Raw genomic sequence first — 13,828 nt, forward strand, 5'->3', positions numbered from 1 at the left:
GCACGGACCGTGCCGCCCAAGTCGTTACAGTGTCGATATGTCGAGCCCGGCGCGTCCACCCGTCCCCGGGGGCGTGCCAGCGCCGCCGGGCGGTCATCCGCTGCGCATCGACCCCCGCCACAGCATCACGCGGGTCCCGTCGACCCCGCTTCCCGTCGTCGACGAGACCTCCGCGGGCGGCATCGTCGTCAGCCGTCGTGAGGGCGTGGACCACGCCGCGGTCATCGCACGTCGCAACCGCGCGGGCCGTCTCGAGTGGTGCCTGCCGAAGGGTCACCTCGAGGGCGACGAGACGCCCGAGGAGGCGGCCGTCCGCGAGATCGCGGAGGAGACCGGGATCACGGGAGAGGTCCTGCGTCGCCTGGGGGTCATCGACTACTGGTTCAGCGGCGACGACCGCCGCGTGCACAAGGTCGTCCACCACTTCCTGCTGGGCGCCACCGGCGGGTTCCTCACGGTCGAGGGCGACCCGGACGGCGAGGCCGAGGACGCCGCGTGGATCCCTGTCGCACAGCTGAACGGGGTGCTGGCGTACCCGAACGAACGGCGTCTCGCCGAGGCAGCACTCGTCGTGCTCGTCGGCGAGGGATGAGCGCCCGCTCGCGACGACGCCGGGTGCTCAGTGCGGCCCTGGCCCTCGTCGGCGCCGTCGCGCTCGTCGTCCCCGTCAGCGGTGCCGCGGTCGCGCCCACCCCGAGCCCGGACCCGGACCTCCCGGTGGCCGTGCAGGTCGTCGACGTCGCGCCGAGGGTCCTGCGTCCCGGCGAGGACCTGCGCGTGCGGGCGACCCTGCGCAACGACGGCGACGAGGTGATCGAGCGACCCGGTGCCGCCCTGCGGATCAGCCGCTTCCGCGTGAGCTCACGCGACGACGTGGACGCCTGGGCGTCGGCCGGGACCTCCGGGCTGACCCGCACGAGCCGAGACGTCACCACCCGGGTCGACACCCCGCTGCCGCCCGGCGGGACCGTCACGGTCGAGCTCGTCGTGCTCGCCGCGGACATGGGGCTGCGCGACGGCGCCGACACCTGGGGCCCACGCGGACTCGCGGTCGAGGCGCTCGACGGCTCGACCCGCGTCGGCATCCAGCGCACCTTCCTGCTGTGGCTGCCCTCCGACGACGTCCCGCGCACCCCGGTCTCGGTGCTCGTGCCGATGGTGGGCCCCCCGTCCGCTCCCGCGCCGGGCGGCGCCGGCCCCAGCGCGGCGACGGTCGCCGGGCTCGACGAGCTGACCCGGCCGGGGGGCCGGCTGCGGGAGCTCTCCGCGGCCGTGGCCGTCGCGCCGCAGATCGGCGTCGCCGTCGACCCGGCACTGCTCGCCGCCGCGTCGGCGGGGACGCCGGGCACGCAGGACTGGGGCTCCGACGTCACCGACGAGCTCCGCGGCCACGACGTCGTCGCGCTGCCGTGGTCGGACCCGGACATCGCCGCGGCGGCGCACGCCGACCACGAGGACCTCGTGCAGCTCGCGATGGAACGCACCGCGCAGACCGGCATCCCGGGTCTGTCGGCGCCGTCGGGGCTGCTGTGGGCACCGGGTGCGGGGCTGCCGGACGAGACGACGGCCGCCGTGACGTCCCAGGTGGGTGCGGGCGGGATCGTCCTGCCACCGACCACCGACGAGGGCGGCGACGACACGCCCGGTGCCGCGCAGCGGGTCGAGAGTGCCGACGGTTCGGTGACCGCGTACGCACCGGACGCGGTGCTCACCGGCCTGTTCGCGGCGCCGCTGGGGATCGACGCGGGCGCGACGACCGCCACCACCGTCCAGCGGGCGCTCGCCGAGCTCGCGGTCATCACGCGGGAGACGGAGTCCGACCAGCCGCACCTGCTCATCGCGCCCGGACGCGGCTGGAACCCCGACGTGACCAACGTCGCGGCGCTGGCGACCGCGTTCGCCGATGCCCCGTGGGTCCGCCTGGCCCCGGTGGGCACCCTCCTGGACGACGACGAGGCGAAGGCCCGCGACGCCCTGCCCGCGAGCGCGGCGGACCCCGACGAGCTGGCCCCGAGCAGCGTCGACGCGCTGGCCGCCGCCCGGGCGCGTGCCGTCGCGTTCGCCGGGGTGACCAGCGAACCGGCCGTCCTGCTGGCGGGGGTCGACGACGAGATCCTGGCGCCGATGTCCGTCGCGTGGCGCGTCGCCCCCGCCGGTCGGGACGCCCTGGTGGCATCCGTGGTCGCGGACGTCGACGCGCGGTCGACGGGGCTGAGCATCGCCCCGGTCAACGACCTCCTGGTGACCGCGGCGGACAGCCCCCTGCCGCTCGTCGTGCGCAACGACCTCACCGTCCCGGCGACCGTGCTGCTGACCGTGACCCCGCGCAAGGCGTGCCTGGAGGTCGGGGAGATCGACCCGGTCGTGGTCGAGGCGCAGAGCGAGACCAACGTCCGTGTGCCGCTGCACTCCCGCGCCAACTGCTCGGTCGTCGTCTCCGCGCAGCTGACCGCGCCCGACGGGCTGCCCGTGTCGCCCGCGGTCCGGTTCACCGCACAGGTCGCTCCCACGATCGAGAGCATCGGCACGATCGTCGTGGGCGTCCTCCTGGCCCTCGGCCTGGTGCTCGGCATCGTGCGCACCGTGCGACGTGGGCAGAGTGCCCGCCGCGGCGCCCGCACCGAGGCGGAGGCCGGGACGTCGACGTCGCTGCCCGTCCTCGGCGGCGCCGCGCCCGAGGACGACCCGGGCGAGCAGGAGAACCGATGACCGACGACGGGACCCGTCGGGGCGCTGCCCTGATGGCGTCGGGCACCGCCGTGTCCCGGATGCTCGGGCTCCTGCGCGCCATGGTCATGGCCAGCGCGATCGGGGCGACCGGCCAGGCCGCCGACGCGTTCGCCGTGGCCAACAAGCTGCCCAACGTCCTGTACATGCTCCTCGCCGGCGGGGTGCTCAACGCGATCCTCGTGCCGCAGGTCGTGCGCGCGTACAAGCGCAAGGCCGGTCAGGAGTACGTCGACCGCCTGCTGACGCTCGGCTTCGCGGTGCTCGCCGGCGCGACCGTCGTGCTGACGCTCCTCGCGCCGGTGCTCGTCGGCCTGTACTCGAACTTCGGCAACCCGACGCAGAACGCCCTGGCGACGACGTTCGCGTACTGGTGCATCCCGCAGCTGTTCTTCTACGGGGTGTACGGGCTGCTCGGGCAGGTGCTCAACGCGCGCGGCTCGTTCGGTCCGTACATGTGGGCGCCCGCCGTGAACAACCTGGTCGCCATCGCGGGGTTCGGTCTGTTCATCGCGGTGTTCGGGGTGTGGAAGACGTCCGGCGTCGTGGACGCCTCGACGTGGACCGGCGGGCAGGTCGCCCTGCTGGCCGGTGCGGCCACCCTCGGCGTCGTCGCCCAGGCCGTCGTCCTGATCCCGGCCCTGCGGCGCGCCGGCGTGCACTACCGTCCGCGCTGGGGGCTGCGCGGGTCCGGCCTCGGAGCAGCGGGCGGCGTGGCCACCTGGACGCTCGCCGGCCTCGGCGTCGGGCAGCTCGGCTACCTCGTCGTCTCGCGCGTCGCGTCCGCCGCACCCGATGCCGCCGTCGCCGACGGCGTGACGGGCACCGCGGTCGCGGGCCCCGCGGCGTACGACGTCGCGTTCCTCATCTTCATGCTCCCGCACTCGCTGGTGACGGTCTCCCTGGCGACGGCCCTGTTCACCCGGCTCTCCGCCCAGGCGCACGACGCCGACGTGGCGGGCGTGCGAGCCACGCTGTCCTCCGGCCTGCGCGTGGTCGGCGTGTTCACGGTGTTCGCGACGGCCGCCATCGTGGTGCTCGCGCTGCCGGTGACCCGGGTCATCCTCGCGACAGCGTCCGCAGGCTCGGCCGACGCGGTCGCCTCCGTGGTCATCGCCATGGTCCTCGGCCTGCCCGCGTTCGGTGCCTGGTCGATGTTCCAGCGGGCGTACTACGCCTACGAGGACGCTCGGTCGATGGTGCCCATCCAGGTCGCCATGGCCGCCGTCGTCGCCCTCGGAGCCTGGGCCTCCCAGATGCTCCTGCGGCCGACGCTGTGGGTCGCCGGTGCCGGTGCCGCCATGACCGTGTCCTACGTCGTCGGCGCGGGCATCGCCCAGTGGCAGCTGCGCCGCCGGCTCGGTGGCATCGACGGAGCCCGCGTCCTGCAGGTGATGGCACGGGCTACCCTCGCCGCGGTGGTGTCGGCTGCTGTCGGGTTCGGCGTGCTGCTCCTGCTGCGGATCTGGCTGTCCACAGGCCTGATGGCGTCGATCATCCAGTGCGCCGTCGTCGGTACCCTGATGGGCCTCGCGTACGCCGCCGCTCTCCGGCTGCTCCGCGTGCGGGAGCTGGACAACCTGCTCATGCCGGTCCTGCGGCGTCTGCGCGGGGGACGTCGCTGATCGGCCCGTCTACCATGCAGGTGTCCTGGTGCGGGTTCTCGACATGGAGGTGCTGGTGAGCGAGGTCGTCGGACGGGGCACGGTGCTCGCGGGCCGCTACCGCGTGCTGTCCCCGGTGGTGTCCGACCTCGAGGGCGCCAGTGCGTGGGAGGCGACGGACCAGATCCTCGACCGCCCGGTCCGCGTGCGCATCCTCGAGCACGGTGCCGTCGCACCCGCGCTCGACGCCGCCCGCCGCGCGGCCCTCGTCACGGACGCCCGGCTGGTGCGCGTGCTCGACGTCGGCACCCACGAGGGGTACGGCTACGTCGTCTCCGAGCAGCTGGTCGGTCAGTCCCTCGCGCGCCTGGTCGCCCAGGGGCCGCTGACCGCCGACCAGGCCCGGGCCGTCGTCGGCGAGGCCGCGTCCGCGCTGGAGATCGCCCGCCGGCGCGGTGTCCACCACCTCGCGCTCCGCCCGTCCGTCCTGCACGTGAGTCCCGACGGGCGCGTGCTGCTCGGTGGGCTCGCCCTCGACGCGGCCCTGCTCGGCGACTCCGGCGGTGACGCCCGTTCCACCACGCGCGCCGACGCCGTCGGACTGGTCCGGCTGCTCTACGCCGCCCTCACCGGGCTGTGGCCCGCCGACCCGCGCGCACCGCAGACGCCGGGCGGGGAGACGCTGCCCCCCGCGCCGATCGTCAACGGCGCACCCGTCGCACCGGCCGACCTGGTCCCCGGTGTGCCCAACGACCTCGACACGCTCTGCGTCGTGACGCTCGGACCGAACGACGACGGACCCCACAGCCCCGGCGAGCTCGTCCGCGAGCTCGAGCCGTGGGGCGAGATCCGGACGTCCGCCGCCGAGACCGCCGCCCTCGGAGGACCCGTGACCGCCCAGTTCCCGCCGACCGGAGCCGCCGCGCCAGGTGGAGGTGTGCCCGTGCCCTCCGAGCACGACGACCAGGACACCGCACCCGTCACCGTGCAGCGCCAGTCCGTCCGGACGGCGTTCGCGCAGCAGGACCCGCCGGGAGCCAACCGGCCCGGCACACCCCCGCCCGCGACCCCCCGGCGGGCGACCGGCCTCGGCGCGGTCCCCTCGGACGCCGAGACTCCCCCCACCGGGCAGCCCGCCGTCGCCGGCCCGGGCGTCGCGCAGCCCGCCGCGCCCCCGCCTCCCGTGGTCCCGGCCGTCGTCCGGCGACCCGTCGCCCAGGCGGCGCCGCCGCCGCCCGAGCCGGCCGAGGAGCACCTGGACGCGTTCGGCTTCGGTGACGTCATCGGGTCGCAGGACGTGTCCACCAGCACCCGCCGGTTCGACCCGACCGCGCTGATCCTGATCCTCGTCGTCATCGCGGTGATCGTCGGGGTCGTCTTCGCCTTCAGGGCGCTGTTCTCCTCCCTCGACCCCAGCGGGTCGTCCGCGGACCCGGACCCGTCGCCGAGCGCCTCGGCTCCCGCCGTCGCGGGCGAGCCGACACCGGAGCAGCCCGCACCCGAGGAGCCCGTCGCACCCGTCGGCGGACCGCCCGTGATCGCCTCCACCACGTCGATCGACCCGTCCGACGCCGACGGTGAGCACGAGGAGGACGTCGCCAAGGCCTACGACGGCGACCCGGCAACCTTCTGGTACACCCAGACCTACAAGCGGGACGACTTCGCCGGGTTCAAGGACGCCGTCGGCTACGTCATCAACCTGACCCAGAAGACCACGGTCAGCACGGTCACGCTGCGGACCAACAGCAACGGCGGCAACGTCGAGATCCGGGCCACCGACGCGTCCGACCCCACCGGCGGGCCCGTGCTCGCGTCCGGACCGTTCGGCCCGGAGACCGTCTTCACCCTCGACCCCGCCACCGAGACCCAGTCGCTGGTCCTGTGGATCACGCAGCTGCCCACGGCCGCCGACGGCGCCTTCCGGCTGGAGGTCACGGAGATCGCCCTGTCCTGACGCGGGCCGAGGAACAGAACCCGCCTAGGATCGGTTGATCCCGTCAGCCCCCGCCGGACCGTCTCCGGCACGCCGAACACGCAAGGACCTCACGTGACCGACCAGTCCAGCACCGTCCGCGACCTCGTCATCGTCGGGTCCGGTCCTGCCGGGTACACCGCCGCGATCTACGCGGCCCGTGCCGGCCTCGCTCCGCTGGTGATCGCCGGTTCCGTGACGGCCGGCGGCGCCCTGATGAACACGACCGAGGTGGAGAACTTCCCCGGTTTCCCCGACGGCGTCCAGGGCCCCGAGCTGATGGAGGGTCTGCAGAAGCAGGCCGAGAAGTTCGGCGCCGAGGTGCTGTGGGACGACGCGTCCTCCCTGGACCTCGAGGGCGACATCAAGACGATCAAGACGCTGGGCGGCGAGACGTTCCAGGCCCGCTCCGTCATCCTGGCCACCGGTTCCGCGTACCGCGAGCTCGGCCTCGACGACGAGAAGCGGATGTCCGGCCGCGGTGTCTCGTGGTGTGCCACCTGCGACGGGTTCTTCTTCCGCGACCAGGAGATCATCGTGGTCGGCGGCGGCGACTCCGCGGTGGAGGAAGCCACCTTCCTCACCCGGTTCGGCAAGCGCGTCACCCTCGTGCACCGCCGTGACCACCTGCGCGCCTCCAAGATCATGGCGGACCGCGCCGCGAACGACCCGAAGATCGAGTTCGCCTGGAACAGCGAGGTCGTCGCCATCCACGGCGAGAACAAGGTCACCGGCGTCACGCTGCGGGACACCATCACCGGCGCGACGCGTGAGCACCCCGCCACCGGCGTGTTCGTCGCCATCGGCCACGTGCCTCGCTCCGAGCTTCTCGTCGGGCAGGTCGACCTGGACGACGAGGGGTACGTGCAGGTCGTCGGCCGGTCGACGGCCACCAACGTGTCGGGCGTCTTCGCCTGCGGCGACCTGGTCGACCACACCTACCGGCAGGCGATCACCGCCGCCGGCTCGGGCTGCGCCGCCGCGCTCGACGCCCAGCACTTCCTGGCGTCGCTCGGTGACCTCGTGCACCCGATCCCGCCCATCGAGCAGTACGTCGAGGAGATCTCATGAGCACCACCACGGCCGTCACCGACGCGACGTTCCAGGCAGAGGTGCTCGAGTCCGAGATTCCCGTGGTCGTCGACTTCTGGGCGCCGTGGTGCGGACCGTGCCGGATGGTCGCGCCCGTGCTCGAGGAGCTGGCAGGCCAGTACGAGGGCCGCGTGAAGATCGTCAAGCTCAACTCCGACGAGAACCCCCAGGTCACCGGCGACTACGGCATCGTGTCCATCCCGACGCTGAACTTCTACGCCGGCGGCGAGCTGGTGAAGTCCGTCGTGGGCGCCCGGCCCAAGTCGATGATCGCCGAGGACATCGAGAAGGTCCTCGCCGACGCCTGATCCTCGTCCCGAGAGCCCCCTGCCCTGCGGCGGGGGGCTCTCGTGTCGCTGGGACGGTGCACGAGCCATCGACGTCCGCGTGCGAAACTCGGCTGCATGACCACGCACCCGGTTCCCGACGGCGAGACGTCGGGCCCTCCCACGTCCTCCGCCGCCGGCACCGGAACGCGCCTCGACCGCTGGCTCGGCTCCTACGCCGAACGCACCCACGGCATGCGCTCCTCGGAGATCCGCGCGCTGTTCGCCGTCGCCAACCGGCCCGAGGTCGTCTCGCTCGCCGGCGGCATGCCGTTCCTCGAGGGTCTGCCCCTGGACGTCCTGGGTGACCTGGCGCAGCGCGTCGTCGCCTCCCGTGGGCTGCAGGCGCTGCAGTACGGCTCCGGGCAGGGCGACCAGACGCTGCGCGAGCAGATCCTCGACGTCATGGCGCTCGAAGGCATCGACGCTCATCCCGACGACGTCGTCGTCACCACCGGCTCGCAGCAGGCCCTCGACCTGGTGACCCGCATCTTCATCAACCCCGGCGACGTCGTCGTGGCAGAGGCGCCCTCGTACGTCGGCGCCCTCGGCGTCTTCCGGGCGTACCAGGCGGACGTCGTCCACGTGCCCATCGACGCGGACGGCCTGATCCCCGCTGCGCTCGAGTCCACGCTCGCCGCCCTCGCCCGCGACGGACGACGGGTCAAGTTCCTCTACACGGTGCCCAACTTCCACAACCCGGCCGGTGTCTCGCTGTCCGTCGAGCGCCGCCCGCAGGTCCTGGAGATCGCCCGCCGCTACGGCGTGCTGGTGCTCGAGGACAACCCGTACGGTCTGCTCGGCTTCTCCACCGAGCCCGTACCCGCCCTGCGGTCCCTCGACGACGAGGGTGTGCTGTACCTCGGCTCGTTCTCGAAGACCTTCGCCCCCGGCTACCGCGTCGGCTGGGTCGTCGCCCCGCACGCCGTCCGCGAGAAGCTGGTCCTGGCCAGCGAGTCGGCGATCCTCTGCCCGTCCAACGCCTCGCAGATCGCGATCTCGACCTACCTGTCCACGTGCGACTGGCGTGGTCAGATCAAGTCGTACCGCGAGCAGTACCGCGAGCGGCGCGACGCCATGATCGCCGCACTCACCGAGCACCTTCCCGAGGCGTCGTGGAACGTTCCCGACGGCGGCTTCTACACCTGGGTCCGCCTTCCGGACGGTCTCGACGCCAAGGACATGCTGCCGCGCGCCGTCACCGCGCGCGTCGCCTACGTGCCCGGTACCGCCTTCTACTTCGACGGCTCCGGTGCCGACCACATGCGGCTCTCCTTCTGCTATCCCACCCCCGACCGCATCCGTGAGGGCGTCCGACGGCTCGCCGGCGTCGTCGCCGGTGAGCGCGAGCTCGTCGAGCTGTTCGGCACCACCGGGTCGGGCGGTCACGCGGACGTGCAGCAGCCCGGACCGGATGTCACCTGACCTGCAGGTTCGTCCCGTACAGCCGCTCGCCCGTCCCCTGCTGGCCCGTCCCGTCATCGGAGTCCTGTTGCCGTGAGCACCACACCGTCGTCGCCCCGGGTCGTCGTCCTCGCCGGCGGCCTGTCCCACGAACGCGATGTCTCGCTGCGGTCCGGCCGACGGGTCGCCGACGCGCTGCGGTCCGTCGGTGTCGACGTCTCCGTCCACGACGTCGACGCCGACCTGGTGCCCGCCCTCGTCCAGCTGCAGCCCGACCTGGTCTGGCCGCTCCTGCACGGGACCAGCGGCGAGGACGGCTCCGTGCGCGACGTCGTCCAGCTCCTCGGGCTCAGGCTCCTGGGCACCGGGCCGCGCGAGAGCCGGGTGGCGTGGAGCAAGCCGATCGCCAAGACGGTCGCCTCGCGCGCAGGCTTCGCCACACCCGAGTTCGTGACGCTCCCGCAGTCGCTCTTCCGGGAGCTCGGTGCGCGTCAGGTGCTCGATGCGATCGTCCGTACCCTCGGCCTCCCCGTGGTCGTGAAGCCCTCGCGCGGCGGGTCCGCCCTGGGCGTCACCCTCGTGACCAGACCCGACGCCCTCCCGCAGGCGATGGTGGACTGCTTCGCGTACAGCGACACGGCTCTCGTCGAGCGAGCGGTGCTCGGCACCGAGGTCGCCGTGAGCGTCGTCGACACGGGCTACGGACCGTTCGCGCTCCCCGCCGTCGAGATCGTCACGGACGGCCCCTACGACTTCGACGCCCGCTACAACCCCGGGCGCACCGAGTACTTCACGCCGGCTCGCCTGTCCCCCGACTCGGCCCGGGCCGTCGCTGACCTCGCCGTCGCCGCCCACCAGGCCTTCGGGCTGCGCAGCCTCTCCCGTACCGACCTGATCGTCGACACCGACGGCACGCCATGGTTCCTGGAGGTCAACGTCGCGCCCGGGATGACGGAGACGTCACTCCTGCCCCAGGCGGCGGAGGCTGCGGGACTGTCGCTCGGTGAGCTTTACCGGTCCCTTGTGGAGGCGGCGCTAGCGCGCTGACCTGCAGTTCTGGGCGGATTGTACGGGTACGACTACGAGAAACGTACATATCGCCGTTGTCGTACCGCGTTGTGGGATCAGTTGGTCCATCGGGCTGCTGCAGGTGCCGTGGACTGCGCAACTCATCGGCGTGAATTCCGAGCGACAGCGAGCCGACGCTGCCCATCCGCTGCTCACAAGGGAGCCGCGCGTGAGCCAGATCGGCGAAGGCCTACTGTGCACGTCTCCAGCGAACGGACGTGTCCCCGTCCGATGCGCTCCGAGTGCCGGCGTCGACGGCGGCTTCGCCTCTCCCCGCTCGTGCGTCGTGGTCGGGCAGGCCCGGAGGATCCTCCGCTGGCTCACGGCCCGGACGCCGCTTCCGCCTCACCAGATCCGCCCGTGACAGAGCGAGAGCCGCTCGAGCCTTCGCACGCCGCGCCGCACCGCCGCGTCGCCCACCAGCAGGGCACCATCCGCTCCCGTGACCAGCCAGCTACGCCAGGATGATGCTTCCGCCCGGTCAGCCCTTGAGCAGACCCGGGTCCTCCGGCGCGAGGCTCGCGAGGATCCGGTTCAGGTCCTGGACGGAGGCGAACTCGACAGTCAGGCGACCCCGCGACTTGCCCAGGCTCACCTTGACCCGGGTCTCGAACCGGTCGGACAGCCGCGCCGCCAGGTGGTCGAGGGCCTCGTTCTTCACGCCCGCCCGCGGGGCTGCACGACGAGCCGTCGGTTCCGCGTCCCCGCCGAGCGAGACGATCTCCTCGACCGCACGGACGGACAGCCCTTCCGCCACGATCCGCTGCGCGAGCCGCTCGATCGCGGCCCCGTCGCTGAGCCCGAGCAGCGCGCGAGCGTGCCCGGCGGACAGCACCCCCGCCGCGACCCGGCGCTGCACGAGCGGCGGAAGCTTCAGCAGGCGAAGCGTGTTCGAGATCTGCGGCCGCGACCGCTGGATGCGAGTCGCCAGCTGCTCGTGGGTGCAACCGAAGTCGTCGAGCAGCTGCTGGTACGCAGCGGCCTCCTCCAGCGGGTTCAGCTCCGACCGGTGCAGGTTCTCCAGGAGCGCGTCGCGCAAGAGGTCGGAGTCGTCCGTGTCCCGGATGATCGCCGGGATCGTCGCGAGACCGGCCGCCTGCGTCGCACGCCAGCGCCGCTCGCCCATGATCAGCTCGTAGCCGTCGCCCGCGTCGCGCACGACGATCGGCTGGAGCACCCCGACCTCGCGGATCGAGCCGACCAGCTCCTCGAGCGCGTCCTCGTCGAATACCGTGCGCGGCTGCTTGGGGTTCGGACGGATCTGACCCACGGGCAGCTCAGCGAACCGTGCACCCGGAACGGGAACCAGGCCGTCACCGTCGCTCACGGCCGAGGGCTCGGACTCGGCGCGAGTCGGCTCCGCTGCGGTCGCCTCCGCACTGCTCTCCGAGGCTGCCCCGACCGTGTCGGTCACCTCCGCGCCCGGCGCCTCTGCCTCGGTGACCGGCCCGGTCTCCGCCGGCCGTCCCTCCGGCGCCGTCTCGGTCTGCGCGGGCCGCTCCTCCGTCACCGTCGCCGTTGCTGCGGCAGCGGCCGTGGTCGCCTCGCCGTTCTCCCGCTTCGGGTCCGGGAAGAACACGTCGACGGGACGTTCGGCGCCGGTGGGGCGCTGGCCGTCCAGACCTGTCGGGATGAGGGCTCCCAGGCCCCTGCCCAGGCCGCGCCGCTTCTCGCTCACTGTTCCTCCTGAAGGACGGGCGATGCCGCCTGGTGCTCGTGGTCTGTCTGCTGAGTGTCACTGGACGACGTCTGGCCGTCGGCGCCGTCGGTCGCGAACTCCATCGCGCCTCGTTCCGCCACCTCGCGCGCCGCCTCGAGGTACGCCAGCGCACCGGACGACCCCGCGTCGTACGTCATCACCGTCTGCCCGTAGCTCGGCGCCTCCGAGATCCGGACGGAACGCGGGACGGTCGTGCGGAGCGTCCGCTCCGGGAAGTGCGTGCGAACCTCGGTCGCCACCTGCTGCGCAAGGTTCGTCCGTGCGTCGTACATCGTGAGCAGGATCGTCGAGACGTGCAGGCTCGGGTTCAGGTGCGCCTGGATGAGCTGGATCGTCTTGAGCAGCTGGCTGAGGCCCTCGAGCGCGTAGTACTCGCACTGGATCGGGATGAGCACCTCACGGGCGACAACGAACGCGTTGACCGTCAGCAGCCCGAGGCTCGGCGGGCAGTCGACGAACACGTAGTCGATGCGCTCGTGGCCGTTCGCGACCCGCCACTCGAGGTACGTGTCGAGCGCGTTCCGCAACCGGGTCTCTCTGGCGACCATCGACACCAGCTCGATCTCGGCGCCCGACAGGTCGATCGTCGCCGGGAGGCACCAGAGATTCGGGACGTCCGGGCTCTCCTGCACCGCCTCGGCAAGAGGTGCTCCGTCGACCAGGACCTCGTAGATCGACGGTGTCCCCGCTCGGTGCTCGACGCCGAGCGCGGTCGACGCGTTCCCCTGCGGGTCGTTGTCGAGCACGAGCACGTTCAGACCTGCCTGAGCGAGGGCTGCCGCGATGTTGACGGTGGTCGTCGTCTTGCCGACGCCGCCCTTCTGGTTCGCGACCGTGATCACGCGTGTCTGCGCCGGACGCGGGAACCGACGCCCCTGCAGCTCGATCCGGCGCCGTGCATCCTGCTTGAGCTCCGCCATCAACGGCGTCTCATCGGTCACGGCGGGCAGGCTCTCGACCAGGGCAGCGCGTCGCGTGTCCTCAGGATCGAGGTCGTGTCGGGGCGCCATGGGCGCGATGGTGTCACGCTCGCCGTCGACTTCTTCGGCATCAGGGCCGTCTGCTACGGGCGCGTCGGGTGTGACGTTCCCCGCAGGCGCGGCGACAGGCGAATCGAGCTCCGTCGGTGCGCCGGCTTCCAAGCCCTGACCTGCACGGACGTCCGTGTCATCCCATGAACCGGTGGAACCTCCGGTAGGGCTCTCGCCCTCCCCCTCCATGGGTGTTCCACGTGAAACAGGGGCGGTCGGCACCGGTGCGCTCACCATCGGGATGTACGGCTCTCCCGCACTCACCGGCTTGCGGTCGGCCGTGCGCAGCTTCGCTGATGCGCCGCCCCCCTCGGGCGCCGATCGATCGTCAGTCGGGACCGAAGCTGTCGACGTCGTCGAGCCAAAGCCCTCGGACTCTGGCGCCGCGAAACTCTGCGAAGCATCAGCGCCCGGACTGGGCGATCCGTCGGTGCTCGCGGCGCCAACCTCGAGTGGTGCCGACGTTTCCTGCCCCGCCGGCGGCTCTTGGGAGCTGGCCGCACCCGACGACTGCGGTGCCGACGAACCGTGCTCAGGCAACGGCTGACCGGCGCTGGCGGCGACCTGGAGCGGTGAGCGGGACAGAGTCGGAGCTGTATCGGCCCCGGTCTGTGGCTGAGCCGGTGTCGCCGACGCGGAGAGCGGCTGCGACAAGGCGGCGGGCGCCGGCGTCGCCGACTGCGAAGGCGCGGAGGGGAACGCGGTCGCCTGCTGCGCGCCCTGAGGTTGGGGGGATGCGAAGGACGGCTCGGCGGTTGGCACCGCGGGCTGAGTGGTCGGCGCCAACGGCGCTGCTGGACCAGCTGGCTGAGGCGTCCACTCAGCGGGTGCGTTCTGCTCTCCGCTCACCTGGCTCGGGGGGACCTCGGTCGCCTGAGTGGCAA

General features: G+C 72.6%; 10 protein-coding genes. 8 read left to right on the forward strand and 2 right to left on the reverse strand.

The window, feature by feature from the left end; all coding sequences use genetic code 11:
* Positions 1-37: 37 nt before the first annotated feature.
* From CXY01_RS18120 to CXY01_RS18155, 8 genes are all read left to right on the forward strand, one after another.
* Positions 38-592: an NUDIX hydrolase gene (locus CXY01_RS18120; RefSeq protein ID WP_146930315.1), complete on the forward strand. Its 555-nt coding sequence runs from the start codon at positions 38-40 to the stop codon at positions 590-592.
* Positions 589-2,709: a DUF6049 family protein gene (locus CXY01_RS18125; protein ID WP_146930318.1), complete on the forward strand. Its 2,121-nt coding sequence runs from the start codon at positions 589-591 to the stop codon at positions 2,707-2,709. Before CXY01_RS18120 ends, CXY01_RS18125 begins: the two co-directional genes overlap by 4 nt.
* Positions 2,706-4,352, forward strand: a complete 1,647-nt coding sequence (gene murJ / locus CXY01_RS18130) for a murein biosynthesis integral membrane protein MurJ (protein WP_146930321.1) — start codon at positions 2,706-2,708, stop codon at positions 4,350-4,352. The genes CXY01_RS18125 and murJ overlap by 4 nt, the downstream gene beginning before the upstream one ends.
* Positions 4,353-4,380: 28 nt before the next feature.
* Positions 4,381-6,285: a hypothetical protein gene (locus CXY01_RS18135; RefSeq protein ID WP_146930324.1), complete on the forward strand. Its 1,905-nt coding sequence runs from the start codon at positions 4,381-4,383 to the stop codon at positions 6,283-6,285.
* Between the two features lie 93 nt (positions 6,286-6,378).
* Positions 6,379-7,374, forward strand: a complete 996-nt coding sequence (trxB, locus tag CXY01_RS18140) for a thioredoxin-disulfide reductase (RefSeq protein WP_146930327.1) — start codon at positions 6,379-6,381, stop codon at positions 7,372-7,374.
* Positions 7,371-7,703, forward strand: a complete 333-nt coding sequence (gene trxA, locus CXY01_RS18145; RefSeq protein ID WP_146930330.1) for a thioredoxin — start codon at positions 7,371-7,373, stop codon at positions 7,701-7,703. Before trxB ends, trxA begins: the two co-directional genes overlap by 4 nt.
* 96 nt (positions 7,704-7,799) lie before the next feature.
* Entirely contained in the window at positions 7,800-9,146 is a 1,347-nt protein-coding gene (locus CXY01_RS18150; RefSeq protein WP_146930333.1) for an aminotransferase-like domain-containing protein, read from the forward strand.
* A 72-nt stretch (positions 9,147-9,218) separates the two neighbouring features.
* Entirely contained in the window at positions 9,219-10,172 is a 954-nt protein-coding gene (locus CXY01_RS18155; RefSeq protein ID WP_146930335.1) for a D-alanine--D-alanine ligase family protein, read from the forward strand.
* A 502-nt stretch (positions 10,173-10,674) separates the two neighbouring features.
* Here the strand turns inward: CXY01_RS18155 and CXY01_RS18160 are convergent.
* Positions 10,675-11,871: a ParB/RepB/Spo0J family partition protein gene (locus CXY01_RS18160; protein WP_146930338.1), complete on the reverse strand. Its 1,197-nt coding sequence runs from the start codon at positions 11,869-11,871 to the stop codon at positions 10,675-10,677.
* Positions 11,868-13,484: an AAA family ATPase gene (locus tag CXY01_RS18165; protein WP_307724412.1), complete on the reverse strand. Its 1,617-nt coding sequence runs from the start codon at positions 13,482-13,484 to the stop codon at positions 11,868-11,870. Before CXY01_RS18165 ends, CXY01_RS18160 begins: the two co-directional genes overlap by 4 nt.
* Positions 13,485-13,828 lie beyond the last annotated feature (344 nt).

This window comes from Cellulomonas xylanilytica (assembly GCF_007989805.1).
GTDB classification, from domain to species: Bacteria; Actinomycetota; Actinomycetes; order Actinomycetales; family Cellulomonadaceae; genus Cellulomonas; species Cellulomonas xylanilytica.